Annotated in this window: 8 protein-coding genes; 5 read left to right on the forward strand and 3 right to left on the reverse strand. The window is 44.6% G+C overall.

The genetic code is table 11. The features are described from left to right. Positions 1-16: 16 nt before the first annotated feature. Both ABW391_RS11205 and ABW391_RS11210 read right to left on the reverse strand, forming a co-directional pair. A complete protein-coding gene (locus ABW391_RS11205; protein WP_353481954.1) occupies positions 17-1,345 on the reverse strand; it encodes a TolC family protein in 1,329 nt (442 codons plus the stop codon). 47 nt (positions 1,346-1,392) lie between these two features. Beyond that, entirely contained in the window at positions 1,393-2,040 is a 648-nt protein-coding gene (locus ABW391_RS11210) for a TetR/AcrR family transcriptional regulator (protein WP_353481955.1), read from the reverse strand. Positions 2,041-2,202: 162 nt separating this feature from the next. On the opposite strand from ABW391_RS11210, the gene hemC reads away from it, so the two are divergent. The 4 genes from hemC to ABW391_RS11230 are packed head-to-tail and all read left to right on the forward strand — an operon-like array spanning position 2,203 to position 5,223. Beyond that, positions 2,203-3,105, forward strand: a complete 903-nt coding sequence (hemC, locus tag ABW391_RS11215) for a hydroxymethylbilane synthase (RefSeq protein ID WP_353481956.1) — start codon at positions 2,203-2,205, stop codon at positions 3,103-3,105. 25 nt (positions 3,106-3,130) lie between these two features. Further along, positions 3,131-3,808 (forward strand): uroporphyrinogen-III synthase, encoded by a 678-nt coding sequence (locus ABW391_RS11220; RefSeq protein WP_353481957.1) that lies wholly within the window; start codon positions 3,131-3,133, stop codon positions 3,806-3,808. Continuing rightward, a complete protein-coding gene (locus ABW391_RS11225; RefSeq protein ID WP_353481958.1) occupies positions 3,805-4,230 on the forward strand; it encodes a hypothetical protein in 426 nt (141 codons plus the stop codon). Before ABW391_RS11220 ends, ABW391_RS11225 begins: the two co-directional genes overlap by 4 nt. Positions 4,231-4,284: 54 nt before the next feature. Next, on the forward strand, positions 4,285-5,223 hold the full coding sequence (locus tag ABW391_RS11230) for an aldose 1-epimerase (RefSeq protein ID WP_353481959.1): 939 nt from the start codon (positions 4,285-4,287) through the stop codon (positions 5,221-5,223). Between the two features lie 8 nt (positions 5,224-5,231). Here the strand turns inward: ABW391_RS11230 and ABW391_RS11235 are convergent, their stop codons facing one another. Further along, entirely contained in the window at positions 5,232-7,886 is a 2,655-nt protein-coding gene (locus ABW391_RS11235) for a choice-of-anchor L domain-containing protein (RefSeq protein WP_353481960.1), read from the reverse strand. Positions 7,887-8,235: 349 nt separating this feature from the next. On the opposite strand from ABW391_RS11235, the gene ABW391_RS11240 reads away from it, so the two are divergent. After that, a partial coding sequence (locus tag ABW391_RS11240) for a hypothetical protein (protein ID WP_353481961.1) occupies positions 8,236-13,340 on the forward strand: 5,105 nt, incomplete at its 3' end.

Raw genomic sequence — 13,340 nt, forward strand, 5'->3', positions numbered from 1 at the left:
AGAAGACCAGCGTTACTTACTGCCCAATCGATTTTTGCAATTTAGCATAAGCCAATTCTGCATCTATTTGAGCATTTACCAGATTGAGTTGGGCTTGTGTATTCAGCCCATCTGCTTCGAGTAACTCCGTCAGGGTGGCCACCTGACTGTTGTAGCGCAAATTCATGATGCGTTGATTTTCTTTGGCCTGATCAATGGATTTTTGGGCCAGGGTGATTTTTTGCAAGGCCGTTTGATAGGTCAAAACCTGGGCGTTGACTTCCATTTTAATGTCGGAAGTCAAATATAATTGCTGGTACTGGGTTTGTGCAAGATTGGCTTTTTGCTCTTCAATCAGCGCCTTGGTAGCATACAGATTGACCAGGTTGTAAGTGGCGGTAAGGCCAATTGCCCAAGTACCTTTGAAAGCATTTTCTTGTGGAAAAATCCGCTGGTTGGGCAGATTGTAGTCGTAGTTGGCACCCAAACTTATCACTGGGAAATAATTGCCGCGGCTGATTTCTACGGCGCGTTCGCCAGCCAGTTTTCGAAAATTCATTGCTTTTAACTCCGGGCGATTTTGCAATGCCTCATCGATAAATGTTTGGGTGGCAAGTACGTCTCTTTTTGCTTCCAGCGCATTTTGTTCCGTTTCGATTTGCGTTTCTGTGGGTAAACCGAGCAATAAACAAAGGTTGAAATTGTTGATGTCGATGGCTGCTTGAACGTCGGCGAGATTTTGTTGGTAACTTGCCTGAGTAAGCTCCAGCTTTAATACATCGTTTTGAAGCGCCAATCCCTGATTGAAAAAATTGCGGGTATCGGTAAGCCGACTGTCCAGGGTTTTGAGGTTTTCATCCAGAACCTGCTTCGAAGCCCGTAGTTTACTGTAGCTGAAGTAGGCATTAAGGAGGTTGAGTCGCACTTCAGCCTTGTCTTTTTCCGCATCTAGAATACTTGCTTTTTCAAGAAATTCTGTTGATTTCAGGGTATTTACAGCACGTGATCCAGTAAATATGCCATATTGAATCCCAATTCGGTTGTAAGATTGATTGAGGATTTGTGGATTGAGGACTACTTCCGGGGAGCTAGGCGAAAAACGGACAGTGAAAGGCGTTACGTTGTTGCTGATCCGCGTGTAGTTGGTACTTAGATTGACGCTGGGAAGCAATTGGTTTTTAATCTGCGTTACCCGAGCATGGATTGCTTCGAGTTTTGCAGATGAGATTTGCAAAACTTTGCTGTTTTGCAATCCCAATGATACCGCTTCACTGAGTGACAATTTCCTTGGGCCTTGGGCTTTTAGCTGAGTATTGCCGTATACCAACAGGAAAATCACATTGAGTATAGTTATTTTATTCAACATGGCTTGCGCTTATTTATTCAAAAGTTTGATTAATTTTTCACCAAAATTTAGGGATTAACCAGTAAATGAGACCGCATCATTTCGATTAAGTGCCTTTTGAGCCTATCTTGATAATCCAAACCATATACCGTCTCCTTATCCTCCAGCTTAAAAAGCTTCATCCCGATTGCCGACATGTTGATCCATTGAAAAATGATGGCAAAAATGGAAGAGAGGGTCATCTCTACATCAATGTTGGATTTGAAGTCTCCCTTTTCAATACCTTCTTTGAAAAAGGATAAAATGATCACCATATTAAGGTGTATGTGTTTTACAATGAAATCGCTGTTTTCCGGGCGAGCGTTGATGGAGAGCTCTTGCCCCATCACCTTGGTAAATTTGATGTTTTCAAATAGTCGATCTACATACAAATCAATGGTGTTACTCAATTTTTCCCATGGCGTCTGGTCGCTGTCTCGCAAAACCTCTAATTTTTCGCGAATTTTGGGCACTTTCTCTTCGATCAAGGCCCTAAAAAGACCTTCTTTTGACCCAAAATAATACGAGATCATGGCGATGTTGACGCCACAACCTTTGTGAATCATGCGGGTAGATACCGCATCATAGCCATGTTCGGCAATCAGCTGTTCGGCGGTACGCAACAGCCTTTCCCGACTGTCCACCCCTTCTATGGTTTTTTTTCTACCACTATTCATGCAGCAAAGATAATGGTTAGAAATTAATTAATCAATCGTTTGATTAATTTTATATTCCTAATTCATTTTCCTTTAAATAAGAAATCTGTCGCATCCAAATGCCACTGAATAGCTGTTTTTGCAAGAAACAAGCCTATCTTTACAATCAAAAAAATTACTCCATTGGATCGAACCATACGCATTGGCACCCGTGGCAGCAAATTGGCGCTGTGGCAAGCCGAATTCACTCAAGTGAAACTTCAAGAAGCGGGATATGCTTCAGAGTTGATCATTATCAAAACCACTGGGGATAACACCCAGCATCTCAATCTGAGTTTTGATAAAATTGAGGGCAAGGGATTTTTCACCAAGGAAATTGAAGACGCATTGCTGCGTGGGGATGTTGATATGGCGGTACACTCCATGAAGGATATGCCCACCAGTTCTTCAGAAGGCTTGGTGCTTTCGGCTGTTTCTTACCGAGATAATCCATCCGATTGGTTGTTGGTACGTAAGGAAAGCATCCAAGAAGGCCAATTGTTTCAATTGAAGCAAAACCCCATTATTGGCACGTCCTCTGCTCGCCGCAAAGCGCAATTGCTGGATTTGCGACCAGACGCCACGCTCAAAGACATCCGGGGCAATGTACCAACACGGGTGGATAAACTAATGCAAGGCGAATTTGATGCCATCATGTTGGCAGCGGCAGGATTAAGCCGCTTGGAACTGGATTTATCCGGAGTGCATGTGATCAAATTTGACCCTCGCGAGTTTGTACCGGCTCCAGCTCAGGGCGTATTGGCCTATCAAACCTGTACGGAAGACAAAGTCATGCGCAAAGTGTTGCAACACCTGCACCACTCGGAGGTAAGCGCAGTAACCAATATCGAAAGAAGAATTTTGCAATTGATGGAAGGCGGCTGCCAGATGCCACTTGGAGTTTATTGCGAGCAGGATGCAGCAGGGAATTACCACGTATGGGCCTCCAAAGCAGCGGCTTGGAATGCACCGGTTAAAAAGGTACGCATGTCTTCAAGCACCAGTTATATGTTGGCGGAAAAGGTAGCAGAAGAACTAAAAAAGTAAAGATTTCGGAAGGTAAACAGGAATCATGAAAATCTTCATCTCTCGTGAGCTGAGTTCGGATAGTCCTTTTTATAGGGTTTTGCCTGCTGAAAAGGTTCAGATTTTTGGCGAATCACTCGTCGCTTTTGAGCAAGTACAATTTGAGGCAATTCCAGCAGTGGACTGGTGTTTTTTTTCCAGCCGCAATGCCGTCAAATTTTTCATGGCAGGCTTAAAAGCAGCCAAACTCAGTATGCCACCCACTATTCAATTGGGCGCATTGGGTGAAGGTACCTCCAAAGCACTTAAAGAACTGGGTTACGTGGCCGATTTTGCGGGCAATGGAGATCCCGAAATGGTCGGACAAGCATTTGGGATTGTGGCAATCGGAAAACGGGTTTTGTTTCCACGGGCGGCTCAATCGCGGGAAAGCATCCAAAAAAGTTTGGTCAAGACTGTAACCATTGCCGATTTGGTGGTTTATGACAATGTACCTCGTCAAGATTTTGAGATTCCTGAAGTTGATATCCTGGTATTTACCAGTCCACTCAATGCCCAGGCTTATTTTGCGCGGTATTCTTTGCTGGCAGGTCAAAAAGTAGTAGCCATTGGCCACACCACAGCCCAGGCAATTGCGGATTTGGGCATCAGCACCGTATTCATTGCGCCTACCCCAACGGAGGAGGTTTTGGCCGAAATTTGTAAATCACAGCTTGCCATATGATGAAGAATTCAAGCATATTTTTCTGGGTTGTAGCATTGGTTGTCCTGGCTTTTGCCTGCACCTCGCGCAAAGCAGACTACTCGGAATTCAACCAATTTTATGATAAATTTATGCAAGATTCCCTGTTTCAGGTACAACATATCCAGTTTCCAATGGAAGGCTTGCCCGACAATGCCGCTGGCTACGAAGGTGAACTCCCCGATTTTCGGTGGACTGCTGAAAACTGGCACATGCATCGCCCGATTGATTTTCAAAAGAGTAAATTTGTACAAAATTTTGAAACACTGGGGGATGAACTGATCATTGAAAACATCAGTGATCGGGATTCGGGCTACGGCATGATGCGGCGCTGGGCAAAAATTGGTGGCGAATGGTCGTTGATTTACTACGTTGGCATCAATCCCCTACAGGAAAAACAATAGCAGCTAGAAAATCAACAGTCAGAAAATCAATACATCTGATAACTCCTAATCCACATGTACAAGCATTCAACCGAAGTTTTTGGAAATTTCACCAAGCATATTTTAAGCAACGAGCAGTCTGGCAACAAGTTGGTGATCTTGCCCGAATTTGGCGCCATTGTGCTTGATCTTCAGCTCAACGGTGTAAATTTGGTGGATGGGTATCAAACGCCTCAGGAAGTAATCAACAACAGTTGGTCAAAGAATACCGTGTTGTATCCCTTCCCAAATCGGTTGAAAGATGGAACCTACACCTGGGCGGGACAGACGCATCGTTTTTTTACCAATGAATCCCATACCAATACGGCACTGCATGGTTTTGGTCAAGACAAATCTATGAAAGTAACCCTGATGGAAGTCGAAGAGACTTCGGCAGCCATCACTTGCTTGTACACCGATTACGCCAGCCACGAAGCTTACCCCTTTCGTTTCAGTGTGGAAATGGCATTTTCCCTTTCTGATGAAGCAGGATTTGCCCTACAATTGACCTTGCGCAACCACGACGAGCAAGCGATTCCCGCTGGCCTGGGTTGGCATCCTTACTTCAGTTTGGGATCAAAGGCAGATGCCTACAAATTGAAAATGCCGGAATGCCGCATCGTAGGCAACGACGAAAGAATGCTTCCAACCGGAAAAACATATGAATACGATGATTTCAACGCGCTGCGCCCTTTGGGAATCACGGTACTCGACAATTGTTTTGAATTGCCGGTAAAAGAGGGAAAAGCGGAAGTGATCGTACAAGGCGAAAAAGGTACTTTGCACTATTGGCAAGAAACCGGAGCAGGAAAGTACAATTTCCTCCAGGTATTTATTCCGCCACTTCGCCACTGCATTGCGCTGGAGCCGATGACTTGTGCACCCGATGCCTTCAACAATGGAATGGGCTTGGCACGACTGGAGCCTGGCGAAATGTTGAAAGGAAAATTTGGGGTGTCATTTGAAAAATCTTAGCGTTCAGTTTACCGCATCAATACCACTTCTCCCTTGCGCATTTGAAATTGGCCATCGACCAATTCAACTTTTACAACGTAAGTGAATACATCCGGGCGCAAATCCAAGCCTTTGTATCTGCCGTCCCAACCTCGCCGACTTTCGTTGGGTAGAAAGTCCTGGTCTTCGTAAATAAGCAGGCCCCAACGATTGAAAATTTGAATACTAACCACTCGCTTGATTTGTTTTCGATTGGCAAATACCCCCAACTGGTCGTTCAATCCATCGCCATTGGGTGAAAATCCATTGGGAATGAACAAATCAATTTGTTGATTCAGTTTGATGTTGATAAAAGCTGATCCCTTACATCCAAAAATATCCTCCATCTGGATCGTATAAGTTTCATTCTTTAATGCACCTAATTTCGGATTCAGGCAATTTGTACAACTCAGGCCATTGCTTGGCAACCACTTAATATTTTTGACTAAACTCTCTGGAATGTTAAGTTTTGGTTTGAGGGTATAATCCTGGCCAAGCTCCAGCAAAACGGTTGGATCAAGTTCCACCATTTTGTCAAAACGTGACGGCATGATGAAATTTTGGTCGATTGAGCAACCAGCTACATCTTTAATCCGCAGCATGTATCGATCACCAGAATTGAGTTGGCTGAAAACCTCTTCATTCTGAAAAGGGTCACCATCTATACTGTACAAATAAGGTGGGGTGCCCCCCGAGGCTGCAAATGAGATGATTGGGCTTCTAAACTCTTCGCAATCAAACGTAATTGAATCCAAAGCCGGAGGTTGATTGATCTCCACCTCCAAATTGGTAAAGCAGCCTTTAGCATCAGTAATTGTCACCCCATATTTTCCTGAGGCCAGATTTTGGACATCGCCATCATTGTCCGTACTTCCGCTCCATTTGAAGCGATAAGGAGCGGTACCACCAGCCACATCAACGCGAATTGCGCCATCATTGGCGGCGAAACAACTCACTTGTTTTGATGTAGCAAGGGTTTTCAACTGGTAGTTGCGAATCTCCGCCTTGCCGCTCACCCTGCCTTGACACAATGCATCCCGGAAATCCTGTAATTCTATTCGCCCTTCTTGAGTAGTATTGATAAAATAAGGATTGTTGAAAGTCTCAATGGTTTGTTGGGGAATTCCATTCAGTTTATAAGTAAAATTGAATGGGGCTAAACCGGTAAAATAAATGGGAATCGAGACCGTATCGTTAAAGCAGACTTCGCGCAAACTATTGAGCCTTGCCTGAGGTGGTCTGCGGCGGCGCACAATTACCTGATCATTAAAACTGCGGCCACAGCGATCCATCATCTTCAAGCGGTAAGTGGTATCAATATTGGATACCGCTTTCAACGTAGTGAGGGTATCCCCATTAGACCATCGGAATGAATACGGTGATATCCCTCCACTTGGCTTGAGTACCAGCAATACCGTATCTCCGATGCAAGATTCTACTGTTTTTAAACCCGTTTTCAGGGGTGGAGGATCTTCGATGAATAAGCGGGCCGTATCGCTGATACAGGAGCAGGGGAAATCCAGTTCCAAGACAATGTCTTCAATTGGCTCATCAATCTGATCCAGAATAGATTCTATCCTGACTGTAGTAGATGTTTTTCCGCTGGGAATTGTTACAGAAGTGGGTATTGATTTAAAGTCTACTCCTGATTTTGCCCGACTGGTATTGGCCACTCGGATGCCGATGGTTAAAGGTAAAGTGGTTTGGGTGGGATCTTTGCGACTAACCATGAATTGGCCTTCACCACATCCTTCGGTTATCGTATCGGACTGAACTCCATTGCCAACCGCCAAATTGATGCTGCCACCAATATTGAAACTTTCTGCTTCCAAAAATACAGCTGAGTCGAACTGCCCGTCATTGACATCGGAGATCATCAGGCGCAAGTGATAGGTTTCACAAGGGACAAGCCTGAGTGTAGCAGTCATTACTTTGGTATACCCATCGTATTGAATGTTTCCCAAATTGGGAGAGTTGGTCCAGGGAATCCCACAACGCTCGGCATCCTCTCTGAGTTCGTTGTGCACAAAATAATCCCGATTGGCATTGTGATTGATGGTATTAATCGACACATAATCCTTGCTGCCGGGCACCAGGGCTACATTGATCGCACCTTTATCAAAAGGACCATTGATGCCTGGGCCACTTACAAAAAAGCCAAAAACATCATTGAAATTGGAACCTACAAACTCACAATACTCTTCGGAAGCAAAAACGTATCGAAACGTAACCACTGAATCGAGCGGGGTAAAATCAAACTCGATGCCAACTGCATCTTGGATATTGAGCTTGGACAATTGCTTCAGGTCTGGATCTCCGGTTAAATCCTTAAAGTCACCACTTATCCTGCGTGAATCGTTTGGTCCTTCACAATTTTCGATGGGCCCAGTAGAAAGTATCACCCCCCGGTTGATACCGATGATGGATTGTCCATTTTCAAAATAACCTATTCCACCATTGTTGCCAATTCCCTTGATGTTGAAGGTGTTTTTGCAAGCGCCACCCACAAATACATCTTGAACCAGCCGCTCCACAGTGTATCGGTTAATAGCATCAATTCCCGCTAAGGGCACCTGTGCCTTAGGAGGAATAGAGTGAGAGTATGTTTCGATCAATAACAACGCAAGAGTAGCAATATTCCACATAGCATTCTATCTCGGTCTTTGGATCCATTAAAGTTTTCTCAAATAAAGGTACGTTTTTAACGTTGTTAAAATTGTAGTGTTAACATAAAAGGTTTTGTCCAGACTTAAAATCAGCAATTATAACCTTTAAACGGTATCTTTTTAACTTTAATGCATTGCGGTTATTTCTCTACGACTAAATGCCTATATTTACGCTGCGTTTCTCCAACGCTTGTATTTTTTTTTCGTATCTTTAAGAGGCTATCTACACCCATCTATGCCCCTTCGGCACTTGCTTTTAGGTCAATCGTCCTCTAGAAGGTTGACTATCATTTATTTGCAATAAAAAACAATACATAATTGCTATCCAATGAAGCATTATTTTTACCTATGGGTACTTTTTTGTTTGGGTTGTGCATCTTCAGGATTAACAGCGCAAACTCCCGAAAACTGTGGTGAGGGAACCAAGATCGCATTGGCAGTTGGTGGAGGAACAGAGGCATTTACCTGTGCTGAAGACCAAAAGCCTGATCGCTTAACCTTTAAAACAGGTACTTTTTATTTGCCTTATGTATTGTTGCTGACCGATGAGGGCGACAACATTCTGGACGTTTTCAAAACACCAGTAATTGATTTTGAAAAATATAAAGTCGGCAATTACCGGGTTTGGGCACTGTACTACAAAGGACAGTTGTTGGCACAACCCGGCATGAACGCCAAAACTGACTCTTTGGCCAATTATTGCTTTGGCCTGACCGAAAATTTTGTGCGTGTAGTCCATTTTATTCCAGATGGAGGGGTACTCTCTTTTAAAAACAGTGATTCACCCCATTACATCTGTGCCAATGAAAACACCGACGAAACCTTGGTGCTGCAACCTGGCAGCAAAAGTCCGGTGTATCGGTATGTACTCACCGATGTCAAAGGAATTATTTTGAAAGTTTTTGACGACACCAACATTTCACTGCGCAGTTTGCCCTTGGGTGTTTTTCATTTTTATGGGCTTTCCTATGGTGGCACCTTGAACCCTTCTGAAGGGCGGCAAATAGACAATTTTATTTTTTCGAACAGTTGTTTCGATTTGTCAGACAATTACCTCTCCATCATCAAGACCAATCCAGATGGAGGCCGCGTAACTTTGCCCAACGGCGCCACCAATACCTTCGTGTGTGGCAATTTGCCCGACATTTCTTCGCGACAATTGAAAACCAATACCGAGTCACCAGCCTTGTATACCTATTTGCTGACTGATGCTCAGAATAAAATCATCCAGATCCTTCCTAATGCTAAAGTTGATTTCAATGGTTTGCAAACGGGTGAATACCGGGTTTGGGGCTTGAGTTACATTGGCAAGTTAACCGCAGAAGTTGGTAAAGTAGCAAGCGGAAAACTCAGTACCGCTTGTTCAGACTTATCCGATAATTTTATTCGCGCCACCGTGTACCTCTTGGATGCTGGCAAAATCAGTACAAATGCCATTGATACTTCCACTACGGTATGTCTAAATGATCCTGGTGCTACTTTGCGTTCGTACCTATTGTCTACCAAAGGATCAGAGAAACAACATTTCATCATTACCGATTTGGAAAATCGCATTCTTGCCCTTTCTGCCAGTTCCACGATCAATTTCCGCAACATACCCGGCGAATACAATCGAGTGTGGGGTGCTACTTACATCGGAAACATTCAGGCTAAAGTTGGAGACAAGCTATTTGCGATTTCCTTTGCGGACAGTTGTTATTCCATTACTCAGAATTTCATCAACATCCGCAAACGCAATCCCAATGGAGGCCGTTTGCAATTGAGTGATGGCACCACGGCTCAATTGTTGTGCTTTACCTCTGGAGTTCCTCAAACGAAATTGGTTGCTACTACAGGTGGTGGAGGTGACAATTATGTTTACCTGATCACCGATCGTCAAAACAACGTGGTTAGCCTTTATCCCAACAATGGTCAATACCAGCTGGCGGATCTCCCTGCGGGTGAATACCGCGTTTATGGCTTAGCTTATACAGGTAAAATTTCTTTTTCTGTTGGTGTAAATATTCGCACAGGCCGCTTTTCTGACCAGTGTTTTGACTTTTCTCAGAATTTCATCACGTTTACCAAGTCGGTGAATGACGGCGGGAAAATTCAACTGGCCGATGGTGGTACGCGAAAAGTATTGTGTGGAGTAAGCAAAGACAGCAGTTTGATGATCACTTCATCTACTCTTTTGGTTCAAAACTACGTATACCTGGTTACCGATACCTTTAATCGCATTGTATCCATTTCTACCAGCAATCAAGTACGCATTTTGGGTAAAGAAGAAGGCTACTTCCGCATTTGGGGATTGGGCTATTCTGGCGAATTGATTGCCAAGGTTGGAGAAAGTGTCGCAAGCGCAGCTCTTTCCAGCCAATGTTGGGATTTATCAGACAACTATGTTCAGGTTATCAAAAGGAGTGTTGATGCTGGTCAACTGAGCTTGGCCAATCCCAGTGCTGCATTGATTTGTTTTGGACAAAATGCGCCCGAAAGCATCAGTCTTCAAAATAGTCCACGTTTTATCGGAGACAATTATGCCCTGATCATTACGGATACCTTGCAGCGCATCGTTGCCATTTCAAATGGACTAAATTTCCGTCCTTCCAAGAGTTTTCCCAACAATTTCCGAGTGTACGGCGTGGCTTACACTGGTAAACTTACCGCAACAATAGGAAACAGGGTAGGTACGCTCAGTAGCAATGAGTGCTATGATCTATCCGACAATTTTGTGCGCTTCCGCTGGAATGAAGTGGATGGGGGTTTGGTCTCCTTGAGCACTGGTGCAACCCAACGCTTGGTGTGTATTGATGCTATTGCAGATCAGATGTCTTTTAGAAATACCGGCACTGCCACTGCTTCAACCTACCGCTACTTGCTGACCGATGACCAGAATCGATTGTTGCTGGTTTTGTTGGGCAATAGCATTGATTTGAATGCCGGGCAGCCCGGTAAATGCCGGATTTGGGGCTTATCCTATTCTGGCAGTTTGCAGCTCAGAGCGGGCGATATTGTGACCGCAAAAAGTGCTTCGGATGCTTGTTTTGATCTATCAGATAATTTCATTGCCATCACCAAAGAGCAGATCAAAGGTGGAATCCTTGCATTTAGCACTGGAAATACGCCCAAATTTGTGTGCAAAGCAGGAAAACCTGACACCCTCAATTGGACGAGAAAAGACAGTCAAGGTTCTCAGTTGACTTACCTGATTACTGATGCCCTGGGGAATATTTTGCGCATCACCGATCAAACCAGACTCATCTTTGATGAAATTCCTCGCGATACCGTGCGGATTTACAGCATGGCTTACACTGGAACATTAACGGCAAAGGTTGGTTTAAACATCAACCGCAATGCCCTTTCTGATGCCTGCGTTAACCTCTCAAATGCGCTGACTTCCATCAAGACCAACCTCCAGGGAGGTCTGGTTCGTTTGAGCAATGGCCGTACCGACAACCTGCAATGTCCATCGGCTGGATCAAGCTCTACCCTGCGGTTCCAACGCATAGGCAGTCTTGGGGATAAGTTTGTATACCTCATCACCAACAACAGCAATAAAATCATAGCTGCCACTTCATTGGACAGCTTCAATTTCGGCAATCTCCCTGGTGGAACCTATCGGGTTTGGGGTTTGGCTTATGGCGGTCAATTGTTGGCGAAGGCAGGTCAAGACGCACTTACCGATTTGTTGGCCGATGATTGCTCTGGCTTGTCTTTCAATTACCTAACTGTCAATCGTCAAATTCCTTTGGGGGGTAAACTTTCCCTGATTGGGGGCGGAGTCAAAACTTACGTTTGTCCAAGCAACAAACAAAGAGACTCAATTGAGTGGCAATTGACAGGCAACCAGGAAGGTGGCATTGCTTATCTGATCACCAATGCTGACAACACCATTCGCGCCATCACCCGCGAAAGCAACACTTCGCTGGATTCTTTCCCAATAGGTAAGTACCGCATTTGGGGACTCGTATTCAATGGTGATTTATTGGCTAAGGTTGGTCAAAAGGCCAATCAGGTTCAATTGTCTACTTCTTGCTTTTCATTATCCGAGAATTTCCTCGATATCGAAAAGGTAGCACCCGAAGCAGGAACTATTGAAGCTACTGGCATCAAAAGCAATATTTGCTCCGGAGATGGTACTGCCGATGTCGCAACTATAACCCGAAAAGGCCAAAACAGTGCGCCTCAACGCTTGCTGATCACCGATGATAAGGATAAACTCATCGCTATTTTGCCAGACACGAATCAAATTGATTTTGAAAAGATAAATGGCGCCAACATTCGGGTTTATGGCCTGGCGTTTACGGGAAAGATCATCATCAAGGAAGGATCATCGGTACGTGACTCGGCAATTACGGATGATTGCTATGATTTGAGCGATAACTTTATCGCAGTGCAGAAGTCTTTTGTAGATGGTGCCCGAATTTCAACGAAAGCTGTAGGCGATTCTATCTATGTATGTGGCAACGACGGAAAACCAGATACTTATACTTTTAGCAACAATTCCAAAGCCACTGAGGCCGGATATCGCTACGTGATTACCAACGCCAGTAGTTTGATACTCAGTATCGTGAATGGCAACAGCCAAAACCTTGATTTGCGGGGTTTCCGGGATTTGCGGGTCTACGGAGTATCCTTCTCCGGAAACTTCACCCTAACCACTAACCGGGTGTTGCAAACCGCCCAGATCTCTGATGGTTGTTCCAATATCTCGGACAATTTCTTGTCTGTATTCATCGATGTGCCCGATGGTGGACGCATCAGCGCCAGCAATGACTCAACCAACCTGCGTTTTTGCCCAGGAAAAGATGGCACAAGCTTGCGGATGAAAACCACGAGCCGTTCAAGGGCTGGATTTGCATATGTTCTTACGACTACCGATACAATTGTACGCCAGATTGTACGTACTGATCGGATTGATTTGAGCCGTGAACCCGAAGGCAGCTACCTGATTTTCGGCCTTTCCTACACCGGACTTGATCGCATCAGTATCGGTAAAAAATTCAAGTTAAAAGATACCCTGGCCAACAATTGCTTCGATTTGGCAGACAATGTAGTTCGGGTCATTCGAGGTGGAGAAGTTGACGGAGGACGCATCAGCACCACCGGCACAGAAAGCACTTTTTATGCTTGTCCAGGAGATGGATTTTCGGATGCCATTCCCGTTTTCCCTCCTGAGGTTTTGATTGGAGAAGCATACCGAATCGTCATTACCGATGACCGCAACAGGGTATTGTTTCCTGATGTGGAGTCCATTTTGATCGACTTTGAACGTTCTCCTGAAGGAACTTATCGCATTTGGGGGATCTCACATACCGGAGAATTCAGGGTACAGTTTGGGCAAAATATCCTCAATACACCATTGAGCACAGATTGCTACGACTTATCTGAGAATTTCTTTACCATTGTAGTCCAAAAACCCAAAGGTGGAACCATCAGCACTGCCAGCGG

The sequence above is a fragment of the Haliscomenobacter sp. genome (genome assembly GCF_040403615.1).
Taxonomy (GTDB): domain Bacteria; phylum Bacteroidota; class Bacteroidia; order Chitinophagales; family Saprospiraceae; genus Haliscomenobacter.